Annotated in this window: 12 protein-coding genes; 7 read left to right on the top strand and 5 right to left on the bottom strand. The window is 45.7% G+C overall.

Annotation, left to right across the window (positions count from 1 at the left end; genetic code table 11):
- The first annotated feature begins 4 nt into the window (after positions 1–4).
- From HYN51_RS16445 to HYN51_RS02860, 7 genes are all read left to right on the top strand, one after another.
- Complete coding sequence (locus HYN51_RS16445) at positions 5–898, top strand: DUF2877 domain-containing protein (protein ID WP_192878440.1); 894 nt, start codon at positions 5–7, stop codon at positions 896–898.
- A 108-nt stretch (positions 899–1,006) separates the two neighbouring features.
- Positions 1,007–2,563, top strand: coding sequence for an acyl-CoA synthetase FdrA (gene fdrA / locus HYN51_RS02885; protein ID WP_108901465.1), 1,557 nt, complete (start codon positions 1,007–1,009; stop codon positions 2,561–2,563).
- 11 nt (positions 2,564–2,574) lie between these two features.
- A complete protein-coding gene (locus HYN51_RS02880; RefSeq protein ID WP_108901464.1) occupies positions 2,575–4,017 on the top strand; it encodes a YlbE family protein in 1,443 nt (480 codons plus the stop codon).
- On the top strand, positions 4,014–4,973 hold the full coding sequence (gene arcC / locus HYN51_RS02875) for a carbamate kinase (RefSeq protein WP_108901463.1): 960 nt from the start codon (positions 4,014–4,016) through the stop codon (positions 4,971–4,973). Before HYN51_RS02880 ends, arcC begins: the two co-directional genes overlap by 4 nt.
- Positions 4,974–5,041: 68 nt before the next feature.
- Entirely contained in the window at positions 5,042–5,434 is a 393-nt protein-coding gene (locus HYN51_RS02870; protein ID WP_108901462.1) for an allophanate hydrolase-related protein, read from the top strand.
- A 25-nt stretch (positions 5,435–5,459) separates the two neighbouring features.
- Positions 5,460–6,686 carry a cytosine permease gene (locus HYN51_RS02865; RefSeq protein ID WP_108901461.1) on the top strand — a complete coding sequence of 409 codons (1,227 nt, stop codon included), beginning with the start codon at positions 5,460–5,462 and terminating at the stop codon, positions 6,684–6,686.
- Between the two features lie 157 nt (positions 6,687–6,843).
- Complete coding sequence (locus tag HYN51_RS02860) at positions 6,844–7,752, top strand: LysR substrate-binding domain-containing protein (protein WP_108901460.1); 909 nt, start codon at positions 6,844–6,846, stop codon at positions 7,750–7,752.
- A 506-nt stretch (positions 7,753–8,258) separates the two neighbouring features.
- On the opposite strand, the gene HYN51_RS02855 is transcribed toward HYN51_RS02860, so the two are convergent.
- The 5 genes from HYN51_RS02855 to HYN51_RS02830 all read right to left on the bottom strand — a co-directional run bounded on the left by HYN51_RS02855 (position 8,259) and on the right by HYN51_RS02830 (position 16,059).
- Complete coding sequence (locus HYN51_RS02855) at positions 8,259–8,465, bottom strand: hypothetical protein (protein ID WP_108901459.1); 207 nt, start codon at positions 8,463–8,465, stop codon at positions 8,259–8,261.
- Positions 8,466–8,899: 434 nt separating this feature from the next.
- Positions 8,900–10,005, bottom strand: a protein-coding gene (locus HYN51_RS02845; protein ID WP_108901457.1) for an IS3 family transposase whose coding sequence is annotated in 2 segments (ribosomal slippage) — positions 8,900–9,753 and positions 9,753–10,005 — 1,107 coding nt in all. Because the reading frame shifts where the segments join, the coding sequence is not laid out codon by codon here.
- A 140-nt stretch (positions 10,006–10,145) separates the two neighbouring features.
- On the bottom strand, positions 10,146–11,582 hold the full coding sequence (locus tag HYN51_RS02840) for an SEFIR domain-containing protein (protein ID WP_108901456.1): 1,437 nt from the start codon (positions 11,580–11,582) through the stop codon (positions 10,146–10,148).
- 252 nt (positions 11,583–11,834) lie between these two features.
- Positions 11,835–12,374 carry a DUF2058 domain-containing protein gene (locus HYN51_RS02835; protein ID WP_108901455.1) on the bottom strand — a complete coding sequence of 180 codons (540 nt, stop codon included), beginning with the start codon at positions 12,372–12,374 and terminating at the stop codon, positions 11,835–11,837.
- A gap of 94 nt (positions 12,375–12,468) precedes the next feature.
- Positions 12,469–16,059 (bottom strand): AAA domain-containing protein, encoded by a 3,591-nt coding sequence (locus tag HYN51_RS02830; RefSeq protein WP_192878438.1) that lies wholly within the window; start codon positions 16,057–16,059, stop codon positions 12,469–12,471.
- Positions 16,060–16,534 lie beyond the last annotated feature (475 nt).

Genomic DNA, 16,534 nt, shown 5'->3' with positions numbered 1-16,534 from the left:
CATCATGGAAGGGAGAACGCAGGTTATCAACCATTGCCTACCGGTGCTCTCTGTAGGCTATCTTGCTCACCCCATCCTGCAAGGTAGCCACTGCTTACCGGTACACAGCGTGTTCTCCCGCGCGGTTAATTTGTCGCTGGCTAATGGCGGCCTATTAACCCTGCTTAATCATGAATATCAAAACCTGCCCTGTGCCGTAAGGATAGCGGCCCCGGCGGGTTGGGACTGGCGCAACGGCTGTGCCCGTTCCATGAATATCACCATCCAACAGGGACGGTTAATCGGTGGTGACTGGCAAGCAGACACCGCTCAGGCCAGCCACTGGCAACCGATTAAACTCAGCATGCCAAGGGATGTGGACAGCCAGAAAATTATCGGCATCCACTACCGCCTATTAAAAACATTACTGATGGATTATTGCCAGCAACATCGGGTTAGTAGCGCATTACAGTTGCTTCCCGATGAGCCAACGGATGGACGACTCCCCTCGTTAGAGCTGGCATACAGCGATAGCCAATTACAGCAGCAAGTTGCCAGTTTAATTGGCTACGGCTCCGGTTTAACGCCGGATGGCGATGATTATCTGCTGGGATATCTGGCTGCCCTTTCTCTGTGGCACCGGCATCCGGCAGTTTCACGCCATATAACCAGCGTAAAAGCGGCCATAGCTCAAATGCTGACAAAAACCACTGATATCAGCAAACACTACTTATCTCTGGCGCTACAGCAAAATTACTCCGAACCCGTTTACCGACTTTTAGGCTGTATTTGCCGCCAGACAACGGACGAGGAACTGAAGCTTGCCGGTCGCCAAGTGATGCAGTTTGGTGCTGCTTCCGGCGTGGATTGTCTGGCTGGCGTGTTACACGGTTTAAGAACCGTGAGTAGCGCGCACTAATACCCCAATTGGGGCCTATTTTTTAATATTCATGTCGATATTTCCGTCTATCGACAAGTGATGACCTTGCCTGCAAACCTGGTAGGCAGTAAAACACAGGTAATAAAGATGAGTGTAAAACATAAAGTATTTGCCAATCTGTATCAGGATTCCGTTTCCCTGATGCAGATATCCGCTCAAATCAATAAGCTGCCCGGCATAGAGCAAGCGTCAGTGGTGATGGGAACAGAAACCAACCTGATTCAACTGCGCGATGCAGGTCTGGATAATGGCTGTCAGGCCGGTCCAAACGATCTGATTATTGCCGTTCGTGGTGAAGATGAAGCCTGTGATGAAGCGCTTACTCTGGCGGAACAGCGCCTGAAAAGCAAACCAGAAGAGAGTAACAGCGGCGGCGTGCGCCCTCCGGTGTTAACCAGTCTGGAAATGGCGAAAGAAACCGCTGAAGATGCCAATCTGGCATTAATTTCCGTGCCCGGCGATTACGCCGCTGCCGAAGCAATTAAGGCCCTGAACCTAGGCATGAACGTGATGCTGTTCAGCGATAACGTCAGTATGGCGCACGAAAAACAGATTAAAGAATTAGCCCGTGAAAAGCACCTGCTGGTCATGGGCCCCGATTGTGGTACCGCCATTATTAATGGTATGCCGCTAGGATTCGCCAACGTGGTGAAGCGCGGTGCCATTGGCGTGGTTGCCGCTTCGGGCACCGGATTGCAGGAAGTCAGTTGTCGTATCGACCAACTGGGCGCGGGTATTTCTCAGGCGCTTGGCACCGGTGGACACGACCTACACGAGGAGATTGGCGGCATTTCCATGCTGTTTGGCGTGGATGCCTTAGCGAACGATCCTGAAACTCAAGTGATTGTACTGATTTCCAAACCGCCTGCTCGCCCGGTGGCGGAACGCATTCTGCAACAGGCACAAAAAGCCGGTAAACCGGTCGTGGTTAACTTCTTGGGTGCAGATGCAGAAGAGTTCCATACTTCAGGCATCACCTTTGTCCATACGCTAGCCGATGCGGCAGAAGTGGCGGTTGCGTTGTTGAATCAGAAAACCCCTCCCGCTTCCGTGGCAACAATTGCTCCTGCGGATGAAAAAGTACTGGCCGCTGAAAGTGCTCACTTACCTGCACAGCGCCGCGAAATTCGCGGTGTTTTCGCCGGTGGTACGTTCTGTTATGAAGCGCAACTGCTGTGTAAGCAGCAGGGCTTCTCAGCCTCTTCCAATACCCCGGTGAAAGGCAATACCAAACTGACCGATATCTGGCACAGCCAGGGCAATACCATTGTGGATATGGGCGATGACGATTTTACCAACGGTCGCCCTCACCCGATGATCGACCCTACGCTGCGTAATCAGCGGATTCAGGAAGAGCTAAACGATCCGAAAACCGCCGTGGTGCTGTTCGATCTGGTCTTGGGTTATGGCGCGTCAATGGAACCTGCGGCAGAGCTACTTGAAGTGATTGGTCAGGTGCGTGAGAAGGTCGGCGCGAAAAATCTCCCTCTCTTGATCGCCCACGTCTGTGGAACCGAAGTCGACCCACAAGTCAGGTCGCGCCAAATTGAAAATTTACGTCAGGCCGGCGTTCTGGTCGCAGGCTGCAATGCACAGGCTGCACTTTGGGCAAGCTATGTTGCTCGTCAGCAGGCAGAGAAATAATGGAGTCCTCAATGAATCAATTATTTAGTCAACCGCTGAAAGTGGTCAACGCAGGTCTGGCAAGCTTTGCTAATAACCTGCAACAGGCCGGTGGTGAAGTTATCAATTTGAGCTGGCAGCCACCCGCAATGAGCAATATCAAAGCGGGTCTGGATCTGGCTTGGTTAATGCGCCATCCGCTGGTTGAGCAGGCCAATAAGCAGGCATTTGAGCAATACCTTAGCGCTCAACCCGCGTTAATTGACGTGATGTTTGCCCGTGAAGCCATCAGTGCCATGTCCCAGCGCAAGCTGATCCTGCATTCCGGCCCGCCGATTAGCTGGAGCAACATGTGCGGCCCGGTAAAAGGCGCGATTATTGGTGCCATTCTGTTTGAAGGCTGGGCCACCAGCCACGAAGCGGCAGAAAAACTGGTGCTGGACAACCAAATCGATCTGGAACCGTGCCACCACTATCAGGCCGTTGGCCCGATGGCCGGTATTATCAGCCCATCCATGCCGCTGTGGGTGATTGAAAACAAAGCCAACGGTGCTCGTTCATTCAGCAACTTTAACGAAGGCTTGGGCAAAGTGTTACGTTTTGGTGCCAACAATGATGAAGTGCTGCAACGTTTACACTGGATGGCTAACGAACTGGCTCCCGCACTGAAAAAAGCCATTGCCATATTAGGCGAGTTAGAACTTAAACCGCTGATGGCCCAAGCGCTGCATATGGGGGATGAAGTTCATAACCGTAATGCGGCGGCTACGGGATTGCTGATTAAGCGCCTGATTCCTGCCCTGCTGGAAAGCGGCCTGCCGTTAGATCTGATTCAACGCGCCACCGCATTTATTGTCGGCAATGACCACTTCTTCCTAAATCTGTCGATGGCGGCCTGTAAAGCCATGATGGATGCCGCCGCCAACGTACCGTTCAGTTCAATGGTGACGGTGATGGCGCGTAACGGCGTTAACTTTGGTATTCGTCTATCAGGTACCGGCGATCGCTGGTTCCAAGCGCCGGCCAACCCGGTTGAAGGCCTATTCTTCCCGGGCTACGGTGTTGAAGATGCCGCTGCCGATTTAGGCGATAGCGCCATTACCGAAACCGCCGGTGTCGGTGGCTTTGCGATGGCGTCTTCTCCGGCCATCGTGAAATTTGTCGGTGGTACACCGGATGATGCCACCAATAACAGCCGCCGGATGCAAGCCATCACGCTGGGAGGCAACCCTGCCTTTACGCTACCAGCGCTGAACTTTGCGCCAACTGCCGCCGGTATTGATGCACGTAAAGTGGTCGATCGGGGCATTCTACCGGTGATTAATACGGGTATTGCACACAAGCAGGCAGGCGTAGGCCAAATCGGTGCCGGTATTACCACCGCACCAATGCCGGGTTTTGTTGAAGCCATCACTGCGCTGGCGGAACAGGTCAGACTCTATGAAGAAAAACATCATGAAGGAAAAGCATCATGAGTAAGCCATTAGCCATTGTGGCAGTCGGTGGTAATGCCCTGATTACCGATGATAAGCACAACAGTATTCCCGACCAGTACCTATCAGTGATTGAGAGCGTTAGCCATATCGCTGAAATGATTGAAGCGGGTTGGGATTTAGTCGTCACTCACGGCAACGGGCCGCAGGTTGGTTTTATTCTGCGCCGTTCAGAGCTGGCAAAACAAGAAGTGGCTCCGGTACCGCTGGATTACGCCGTTGGCGACACTCAGGGTGCTATTGGTTATATGTTCCAAAAAGCGCTGAACAACGAGCTTCAACGCCGTGGAATTAATAAGCCAGTGGTCACTATCGTTACCCAAACCTTGGTCAGCGCCGACGATAAAGCGTTCAACAACCCGAGTAAGCCGATTGGTGCTTTCTTTGATGAAGCCACGGCCCGTCAGCGTCAGCAGGAACTGAACTGGACCGTGATGGAAGATGCCGGGCGTGGATGGCGTCGTACCGTGGCTTCGCCACTGCCACAGGAAATCATTGAGCATCAGGTGATTGCCAGTCTGTTAGCTCAAGGCTGCATCGTTATCGCCTGCGGCGGCGGCGGCATTCCGGTGGTGCGTGATGCAAAAGGTCAGTTAACCGGCGTTGAAGCCGTGATTGATAAAGATCTGGCCTCTGCTCTGCTGGCTCAACAGTTAGAAGCCGATTTACTGCTGATCCCTACCGGTGTTAAGCAGGTAGCCGTCAATTTCGGCCAGCCGGATCAACGCTGGTTAAGCAACCTGACAATGGCAGAAGCGCAAGAACTTATCGATCAGCAGCAGTTTGGTGCAGGCAGCATGCTGCCAAAAGTAGAAGCCATTATGGGTTTCATTGCTTATAACCAACAGCATGGCAAAACCGGCCGTGGGCTGATTACCAGCCCAGAAGCCATTCGCGATGCGTTAGAGCATAAAACCGGCACGTGGATTACACCGTAACCAACAAATTTTGAGCCCTGCATCAGCGGGGCTTTTATACCGAATAATTATTTAACAGGAGACAACAAATGGCAGCAACCACATTGCTGGCAGTCAACGGCACCCTAATGCGTGGACTGGAACTTAACCCGAATATGCTTAAAGCTGGCGGCGTATTTGTCCGTGAAGATAAGACGGATGCTCACTACCGCATTTGGAGTATTAACGATCGCCACCCGGGTATGATCAGAGTGATGGAAGGCGGTACTTCTGTGTCGCTGGAAATCTGGGAACTTCCTCTGAGTTCATTCGCAGACTTACTGATGAGTGAGCCAGCGGGTTTAGCCATTGGTAAAGTGAAACTGCAAGACGGCAGCGAAGTGCTGGGCGTGCTGGCGGAACCATGGTTAACCGAAGGACAAAAAGAGATCACTGATTTAGGATGCTGGAGAAAATATACCGGGCATCATCACCTAAGCTAAACGCTATAGCGTAAAGGAATATCGTATGCGCAAAACGAGTGAAAATTTAAACACTGCTTCAGGGCTTCGTATCGCCATGATTTTGCTGGGTATTGCCGTTACACCGGTACTGCTATCCTCATCCAGCTTAGGCAATCAGTTGTCCAGTTCTGAGCTCATTCAGGTGGTCAGCATTGGTGGGTTAATTCTGGCTATTTTAGCCGCGATTACTATCAGCGTTGGCGAAAAGGCTCGCTTACCGACCTATGGTATTGTGAAGTACGCTTTCGGTGAGAAAGGGGCCATTGCCATCAACATTCTGATGGCGATCAGCCTGTTTGGCTGGATTACCGTTACCGCCAATATGTTTGGTCATTCGGTTCATGACTTACTGGCGCAGTATGGCTTTAATTTGCCTACGCCGCTGCTGGTCGGCTTCGGCTGTATCATTTTTGTTGCCTCAACCGCATTTGGGTTTGAAGTGTTAGGCAAAGTGGCACAGTTCGCGGTTCCGATTATCGCACTGGTACTTTGCTACATTCTGTATGTTGCCGTTAACGGTAAAGCGCCGATGGTTGAACATCTTAGCTCCATGAATATGGGGGTGGCGATTTCATCGGTGGTGGGTACCATTATTGTTTTAGTGGCGACCCTGCCGGATTTCGGTAGCTTCGTGCATAACCGTAAACATGCGATCATCGCCGCGCTGCTGACCTTCTTGATTGCCTATCCGCTGTTGTATTGGGCCGGCGCAACGCCAAGCGCACTGAGTGGACAAAGCTCGCTGTTAGGGGCGATGGCTCTGTTTGGCGCGGTATTACCGACCGCTATTCTGCTGATTTTTGCTACCGTTACCGGCAACGCAGGGAATATGTTCCAAGGCACGCTGGTGGTTTCCACCTTGCTTACCCGTTTCCCTAAATGGCAAATCACCGTGGCTTTAGGCGTGCTGGCAACCATCGTTGGCAGTATGGATATTATGGCGTGGTTTATTCCATTCCTGTTATTCCTCGGGGTTGCGACGCCTCCGGTAGCCGGTATCTATATTGCTGACTTCTTTATCTATCGCCGTAATGGCTATGATGAAAGTCTGCTGGCTAAAGAATCTCAGATTAAAATCACCACTTTTGTGGCATGGATTATTGGTTCACTGGTTGGCTTTATGACCATCAAAGGGATGTTTACCCTGACCACGATTCCATCTGTGGATTCAATTTTAGTGGCCTGTGTGTGTTATGCGGTATTGAGCAAATTCACGTCAGCCAACAAATAAATATCCTCTCGACTATCTGCTCTGTCTATTCTCACTCCCTTTATTGGGAGTGAGAATACCTCCGGTTTAACACAAATGTTGATACGCGGTTGCATCCGCTAATTAACTGCTTCATGATGCTTTTCAATTAATAGCGCCGATCTCCTGCAGGTTAACCATGTTTATTTCTGATGAGACTATTCGTATTGTCCGTCTGGTTGCTGAATATAAAAGCATTACCACCGCCGCAGAGCACATTAACAAAGTCCCCTCCGCCATCAGTTATACGGTTAAAAAGCTGGAAGAGTCATTTGGTATCGAGCTGTTTACCCGCAAGGGGCGCTATATTGAGCTGACACCCGCCGGTGAGTATTTTATCCACCACAGCAAAACCATTCTTGACGATCTGGATGCGCTGAAGCGCAATACCGCGCTGGTGCATGAAGGGGTTGAGCGCGAGCTGACGGTCGCGGTGAATAACATTGTCGCGCCCGGTGCGCTGGTGGAATTTATCAGCGAGTTTGAGCAGGCATTTCCCTCCACGCAGTTAAAAGTGAATACCGAGGTGTATAACGGCAGTTGGGATGCGCTGTACAGCAAGAAGGCCGATTTAGCCATTGGCGCGCCCCACTCTGTTCCCAGCACCGAGGGCATTATTAGCTCCCCTATCGGGCAAATGGACTGGGATTTTGTGGTTGGCCCTACGCATCCATTAGCCACGCAGGTTCACCCGTTGCAGAATGCCGAGTTGCGTAAATATCCGGCGATTTGTATTCGCGATACCTCGATTAATTTCACCCGGCAGCAGGCATGGTTACTTGAAGGCCAGAAGCCGGTGTTTGTGCCTGACTTTCATATTGCCATTGATTTGATTCGGCGAAATGTGGGGATTGGTTATATTCCTCATCATTGGTGTTTGCCGTTGCTGAATGCCGGTGAACTGGTGAAGAAGCCGATGCAGGAGCATAAGCACGCCACTCAGATGTTTGTTGCTTATCGTTCGGATGGGATGGGGAAGGTTCGGCAGTGGGCGGCGGAGTTTTTGCTGCGGCCGGAGATGAAGGGGCGGTTGTGTGGGTATTTTTGATGGGTGTTGGAAAACCTAATTCATTAGCTTCTGTGGGTATTCCGGCCGTAAAGACGATATTGTGTATATTGGCATTGTGCTCGGCCGGAAGGGCCATATTCTTGGCTGCGGAGTGCATCGGGCCTGGCCGGGTTAGGCCGCTTCGTTGGCTTACGCCAAGTCACCCCCAACACCCGACCCTCCCTACGATGGGCTATATTTAGGGAGAGATACTCGACTATTGAACCTTGCCTCCAATCGGCACTAATTATTCCTTTAAACCTTTTCCCTGCGTGTTTTCAATATTGGTTTCTATTTTCATTGGTTTTTACCCCTGACAAATCAGAATTTCTTTTCTATTTTTCAATCTTATATCAGCAACTGTTAACTCAATCTTGAAGCTAAGTACTGAATTTTTCATTATGAATGGTTCAAATATAGTCTATTTTTAGTCCACACTAAAACACTGACTCAACGCAAGGCAAAGACAAAAAAACCTCTCATCAATGCCTTGATTTTTATAAATATTACACTTTTTCTGTCACGTCTGATTTCATTTCATCCTCCACACAATAAAGTGCACTAAACAGCGCTTCCATTTTTTCATGCAGGATAAATTGCAGTGACTCTTTTACCGCCGCTTCCTCGATGTTGATGACCGCACAGGTCAGTGCTAAACACTGTTCAACCAGTTCCAGCGGATCTTTTGGGGTGGAGTCGATAAGATTAAGCATGACGGCACCCTCCTTTCTTCAGCCAACTTGCTGAAACAGAGGATCGTTTTTTCGATCCGGATCCGCAATTAGATCGTACTGCGAGTATAAATTTAGAGTGAGTTTGGGTATGCTTCTTTACAGCCATAATGTTATCTCTCTTATAACGTTGTGGTGAGAAACCCCGTATGTGTTCTAGCACTGCGGGGTTTCGCTATTTTGGCTGACGGATAAAAAACCGACAGCCAGAACACAGTATATTTGTACAGGGAGAGGGTCAATGGAACAGCGGCCGAGTTGGTGGGTTAATTTTAAAATGGGGGGATGGTTCGCAAATATTTGGGGGTGGGAATGCTGGGGGATTGTTTTAGTTTTTGGGGGTTGTGTTGATGAGGAATTAATTGAAGTTCAATCTAACAGCCAGTTAAGAGCAGGAAGTGTCCACTCCCCTATATTTAGGACAGTAAGTTATTAGAGTTTTCCAGTTGTTTCCGATAAGCTGTTGGTGGCATATTTCCTAAGCTTTCATGTGTTCTTTCATCGTTATAATCTTGTTGCCAAAACCAAGCCATTTCCCGTACTTGGCTTAATGAGTCAAATAAATAGGCATTTAAAAATTCGCGACGAAACGAACCATTAAATCGCTCAATAAAACCATTTTGCGTGGGTTTCCCAGGCTGAATGTGAACTAATTTCACATTGTTTTCTTCACAATAATTCAATAAGTTAATAGAAATAAGCTCGGGGCCATTATCAACCCTAATTTGCTTTGGTAACCCACGCTCTTCTTTTAAACGTTCAAGAACCCGAATAACTCGTTCTGCGGGTAACGATGTATCAATTTCGATAGCTAAACATTCCCGAGTCCCTTCATCCAAAATATTTAATGTTCTAAAGCGTTTTCCACAATACAAAGCATCATGCATGAAATCCAACGCCCATTGAGCATTTGCCATTTTAGCGACTGACAATGGCTGTTTTTCTCGTTTTGGCAAAATCTTTTTAACCCGGCGTCGTAAATTCAGTCCTAAACGGCAATAAACCCGATAAACGCGTTTATGATTAAAATGATAGCCTTGAAAGCGAAGTCGAAAATAACATTTCCAAAAACCAGCTTGAGGCGATTTAGCTAAAACTGATTGAATCGCTGTAATCACCAGACTATCTTTTTCTTTCCAATCAATGCATTGTCGATAATAAACTGAGCGTGTTAATGCCGTCATCTTGCAAGCTTTTATGACAGATAATCCTGAGGTAACGAGTATTTTTGCGCAGGATTTTTTCTCTGTCATCACCAACCCTTTTTTGCAAAGAGCTCCTTCATAGCATGATTTTCCAGACTGACATCAGCAAACATCTTTTTCAATTTAGTATTTTCTTCTTCAAGCTCTTTAATTCTTTTTATATCAGCCGCTTCCATCCCACCATACTTTGACTTCCAGTTATAATAGGTTGCACTACTAATGCTATTTTGACGGCAAATATCATCCACTTTTATCCCAGAATCAGCGAGTTTTAAGATATTAACGATTTGGGTCTCAGTAAAACGGATCTTTTTCATAAATACTCCTGCAGTTAAGTAAGGCAGAAAGTCTAATTATAATTGTCTCATTTTAAGGGAAGTGGACAGAAGTAGGTGCTAACACCGCGCTACAAAGAAATTTTGGAGCGCGATAGAAAAATTATTCAATAGATTTCTTGCTATGCTTTTGTTGCTAGTTGTTCAAACCCAAGTAACATGGAAGGGTTAATTGATTGAAACTCCCACCTTGGTAGTCTTTTAGGATTCGTTTTATAAATCCCCATCAACTCATTAAGGTCTGATAGTTTATCTATACCTAAAATACATTTGGCTTTTTCAAAATATGACTTTGATGAAGATCTTGCGAAAACTTCAAATGCACCATGGAAGCGATCAATATACAGTAAAGTATCTGGAAACCAACGAGTATAGAAGTCAGCTTGTTGTATCTGAGTCCGCAGAAACAGTATAAAGTCAGCCTGCATTAAATAACGAAACTCTATACCAGAGCCCTTACTTCTTTGCTCAAGTAAATCTGCATGAATAGATAAACGTCTTAGTTCTAATCTACTATTTCGACGTTCTAAGGATTTTAAATATCCTTTGAATACTTCATATCCAACCATTGCATTTTTCCCATAATCAGATTTTCCAACCACATAGTATTGTTGTGTCAATAAAATGTTAATTTCTGCAAATCTTTCATACTTTATGAAAATGGCGGTCGCATATAGAAAAATCTCATGAATAATAAATTTAAAATTATCGAAGTCCCAGTCTGTCCAATGACTTACATCCGTCGGATGGCTCATATATGGAATTAAAGCTTCAAGGAAACGATGTACCTTGAGAAGATTCTCTTCTGTTGGTGCATATTGAGCAAGAGCAATAAATAATGCAATTAGTTCATTTCTGTAAGGAATAAAGTTATTTATGTTATCAATAACCTGATCGTCAAACTCACCTTCCTTTTCAGTGATTCTAAACTTCTCAAGATTACTAATAAAGGTAGAGAAGAACTCGTCTAATGCACCAGAAGTAAATGGCTTATTTTCTTTGATGGCAGATATAGCTCTTTTGTGTGCTGATGTTGTTCCTAAAGATATTCCATCTGGCTCATCCAAAAAAGAAGGCCGCTTCCCTATTTCAGGCCTTATATATAGGGGTTTGTTATATATCCAACGCAATAGTTTATCAAAATTATCGGCATAGCTATGAGGTTCGCTTAAGTCAATATATATTCGTGATTTATAATACGTGGGTAGATATGCCTTACCTTGTGAATCTCTTTCAGAAATAATTGCTACAAATTTTTCTTGTTCCTGATTTTCGTAAACTTCACGTGAAATGATTTGAGTTTCGGTACCAACACCACCAGCTCGGCCGTCTGCCTTTGATGCGTATATTTCGTCACATATGATGGCTACCTTGGCTATCTGAGGATCTGTAACCATCTTTTCCATGAAAGCAACCGAGTCATGGCCTTCTTTAAGATCCCATTTATCAAGAATTACATGAACACCAGATTCGGTTAGTTCCTTGGCTAAATCGATTACCCACTGTTCATGGGTTGGATTAGACCAACTATAAGAAATGAATAATTTTAGGTTTTCCATTTATGTGTAAATCCTTAATGAATGGATAGCACCGTATTCAACGGCTTGTGAACTATATAGGCTTGTATACAATGGCGTGAACATAAGCCACTTGATTATTTAACTTTAAAGGGTAAGTCAATAAAGATACTTATAATTGAAATACTCAAAAACGTTAACTGTATCTATTTATGATTTGACACAAAGCTAATAGTCACACCTGTATCCTCATAAAATAACAGAAGTGTTAGCAACTATTCACAAACCCCAAAATCACCACATCAAATCATCCGGCACCTTAAAGTCAGCATACGGATCTTCCTCATCCTGCTCTTCCTGACTAAGCACACTATTCAAAACAATACTGCTCGCATCCCGCTGTGCGATTTTATCAGCAACGATCGCGGGGATGATGGCATATTGACTCTCGCCACGGCTATCAACCACCAACCGAGCAATGGCGAGACGACCACTGATCAACTGAGCTTGTGTCAGCTTATCCACCGTCACTCTTTTAATGACATTGTCATCGGTGAAGTTAAAATCAATATCGCCTTTTGAAATGTTGATTCTGTTCATTTCAATAAGCTGTTTCACCTGAGCTTTATACTCTTTAGATAATGCAGCCTGTTTTTGTTGTTCGCTTAGCTGCTTATCACGCTCAAGCTGTGCTTTTTTATTTTCTTCCACAGCCTCTCTTGCCTCACGCGCCTGAACTCGTGATTTTTTAGCCGTTCTTTCGACTTTGGCCATTTTTTTGCTGGTCACTAATCCCGCTTTTAACAGCTGCTCTTGTAAGGTAAGTTTTGTCATCTTCGTTTCTAAACCAATTGAATAATTTGTGGGATTATACCTGTAATTTTTGAGGCTGTACCAGATTGCAAGACCTAATCGGGGCCCCTAAAACCTACAACACCCCCTCCACCTCCATAACCCGCGCTCCAACCGTCACGTTCTCCTGCCCATAGGTTTTTCTTACGCGGGCGTGCAACCCATCAAGCTGTGTCTGAATTTCTTGTTCTAAATCGCCGCTATACAGCATCGACGTTTCCATCTGCTTATACTTGCCCTTACGTACAGCACTTCCCCAATTATAAGAACCGACACACATCACTTTTGCATCCGCCATCACGATCTTGCTGTGCACCCGATTCATGACATAAACCCGAATGCCGTTATTACGCAAGGCTTCACAACACTGCTTAAATGTTCGATCTTTTTCGTCATGATATTGGTTGTTGTTGAAAGCATTCGAGTAATAGTCAGTATAAATATTTACCTCAATGCCTCGCGCTACCGCGGCTTGCATATGTTTAAGGAATCCGGAATCAGTCAGGCGGAAAAGCGTAAGCCACGGTGACACCATATCCACCCGCGTCTGCACAATACTCAGCAAATTCAGGAAAAAAGGATCGTGTTCTTCAGCGCCATTAATTAATTTGGGTTCTGGACACAACTTCATTAAATCAGTCCTAGAGCCAATAGAGAAACTCAGTTCATTCTCTTCACAACTAAACAGATATTTCGCCAGCATATGTCTTGGCGTACTTTTACTGGCTGACGAGATTACGTCCATATCGCCAAACACCAGAAAGCTATCTTTAGCCCGAGATACCGCCACATTCAGCATCGAGGGATCCGCGTCAATAAAACCACCATCGTTGTGACGGGAATAAACCGCAGAAAAAATCACCACTTTTCTTTCCGCGCCCTGTAGCGCATGCACCGTTCCGATGGTCATTTCCCCTTCGCCCCGGCCAACTTTTATGCCCTCAGCTTTGCACAACTCCGCAATTAATCGCTCCTGCGCTTTAAAAGGGGTGATAACACCCACGATGTCTTCTAACTTCGCGTGGTAAGCCGTTTCTAACTCGGTACGTTTTGCTGCTAACCAACTGGCAATCGTCGCGGCTTCGAGTCGGTTGATACGGCTTCCTCCCATGGGAGATTCAGCCATACCATCGATATGCAAATAGCCAAAAGCAGGTAATGCCAGTTGGCTATCATTTAACGCATCGTATCTTCCACGTTTTGGAACAAGTAAACCTCGATAGCAAAGCTCGTTACAGAAAGAGATGATCTCATCAAAACAGCGCCGATGTTCTCTGAGGAACATTCCCGGTTCTGCTTCTGCTAAATAACGATATTGACTGGCCGATTGTGCAATTCGCATCACGCTGCCATCCACCACTGAACGCCCCTGCTGGCAAAGCGCGTCATACTCATCCCGATGAGATAACAATTGGTGTTGCATCATGTTGCCCACGTCAACCATTTGTGATTGATTGCTCACCGGTTTGATTTGATGTACATCGCCAATGACTAATGCACGTTTCGCCAACGCAAAAGAAGCGGCGGCAGTGTCGGGCGCTACCTGCCCGGCTTCATCAATGATGAGCAAATCGATTTCATTCACCAGATAGTCATAACGATATTTATTTTCCCCTTCAAAGACACTAAATGTCATATGCCCCGGCAGGGAATGAAGGGTAGAGACGATACATGGGGTCAGCTTCATTCGCCGATGCCAACGAGGGCGAACAAATTTTAGTCCTGTTTTTTCTTTACCTGATGGGCCAGTTTTTAGGAGTTCATCTTCCTGAGCCCTGCAATCAAGCAGCCAACGCGCTTCCCAATAATGCACCGCAAGCTGAAATAATTTAAAGCGCAATGAGATATCCAATGCTTTATCTAGTTCATCCAACGTTTGAATAACATCAGGTGTGGCTATAAGTAATGACGCTTTGTTTAGCCAGCATTGTTTCGCTATGTTTTTCTTTTCTAGCAAAATATTCCAGCTATCTAATATTGATTCGGTTTGCGCTATGGCTTGTTGTTGGGTCTCTGTCCATTGAGACAACGCCATTTCAGGGCTGGTATTTCCATTAACGCGAACAATGTGACGAGCGGTTGCACTAAAATGCTGCTCAATAAAAATCTCTCGTCGGAGTTGACGTTTTCTTGCTATCGGCGGTAATACATTTAACAGGGTTAGCAGTATCGATTCATCGGCACAAAATTGTTTCCACTGCAAAGAATCTTGAGCGACCAAAGACAGTTGCTGCTCCATAGCAACCAATTCAGCCTGCTTTGCCGTTTTAGCCAATTCGGCATCATTTCCCATCGCTTTATTACAATTTTTTTCAGCACGCCTAAATGCTTGCCAGGCCTGTTGTATCGCACCAAACTGTTGATGATTACCGTTGAGTTCAGCATACAAACGCTGCTTTATCTTAAGTACGGTATCCAACGAGCTATCGTCAAACGCGGTTTGAGCCTTAAGTAAAAATGCTGACTCGGCTCGATCAATATACTCAGGGTCTTCTAACGAACGATAAAACGCGGCCGTTTGGTAATATTTAGCCGCTCCACTTTCCAGACTGGAAGCCGGAAAATAGCCGCCATAGCTGTTAACATCGGGTAACCAACGCCCGCTAAACCGATCGCTATTTTCTTCAAAGTCTTTACCAAAGGCTTCAATAATATTGGTTACGGCCTGATTATTGGTCGAGGCGGCAATAATGAGCGGAGGTTCTTGCTCTTTCAGTGCAGCATCAACCCACATCGAAGCAACTACCGATAAAACAAAGGTGGTTTTGCCCGTTCCTGGTGGCCCATTAACCGCCAATATTTCCCCCTCTGACATCGTTAGCACCTGAGCTAAGGCATCACGCTGTGCATCTGCCAAGGGGAATTTTGAATTTGAATGCCCACGGCGTAGCGATATGGAGGATAATGCGTCAACACATGGTTGATAAGTGGTATTACAAGCCAGGGCATAATTATTCAGTAATGGTGTTTTTTCCTGACTCCCATCCAGCCAATCATACAGCTTTAGGATATTACGAGTGCCATTGCTGACATCGTCGCACTTAAGCAGATATCCCTTTCCTTTCTTATTGTTATAGCGTTCACTCAGCACAAGCTCATTGCATAACTTGCTGAATAAAGAACGTGTAAATTGGTGATATTGCAGCCAATAGGATGCCAATTCCTCATGGCTTTTCGCGTTTTTAAATAATGCCGTTGCCTCTTGTTCGGAGAAAACTAGGAGTTCATTGTGATCTAAGAATTTATCCATCTCTCTCACTGATGAAAGGGTCAATTTATCATCATGTTGTGGAGATAGGAGGTCGCGAGGAATAACCGGGATTGATTCGGGTAAAAAGAAGCCATTACGGCTCACCCAAAAAATACAGATAACGGGTGTGATTATTTCAGGGAAGGGACCTGTGTGTTTTTTTCCATGTTCAAAACTAAGTTTATAGGCCGTTGGTCGATAGACTACTTTAACCAACGATACATTTTCTGCTTCGTGCTTGAACAAAGATTCAAGCACATCGCTATTTTTATCCAGATAACCATTTTTCAGCGAATCAACCGGAACGGATAAATAGGTATGAAGTTCTTTTGACGTTAATGCACCTTTACCACTTTCAGCATCGGCTAAAGAGTTACGCCAATACCGCAACCATTGCCCTGTTTTGGTTGAATTCATGCCTATCATTCCTTGCTCTGATTTCTTCTACAGAAGTGCCATTTGTTTAATTTTAATAATGAGACAAACAACCTAACCTTCTAATATCAATTTTTACGGCAGGAATGAATTAGATAATAGGCAATGTTATATCACAATATTTATTACCTATTACAATAACAGACTGATAAGACTTAAATGCATATTTACAGAGTGTTTTTTTATTTTTCACTCAGAGCATAATTAATTTTAATATTAATCACGGATGCAATTAATACACATTGATATCAGTAAAATCAGGGGGGTAACCTTCTATTCTTATATAACTAGGCTCTAATATTTTATGACTCCATTTCGTGTTTAAATGTAATGTGTAAAAACCTTTTCATGCTTTAATCTATTAAAATAATTATTCCCCAAGCAAACCGATAACCATACTGGTTTTTACCAAAAGAGTAGCATCATCATCTAATTTGTAGTTGACACAGGAAAACAC

The organism is Limnobaculum parvum (genome assembly GCF_003096015.2).
Lineage (GTDB): Bacteria > Pseudomonadota > Gammaproteobacteria > Enterobacterales > Enterobacteriaceae > Limnobaculum > Limnobaculum parvum.
Note: the sequence above shows the minus strand (reverse complement) of the source record. Positions and strands in the feature narration are given on the sequence as shown.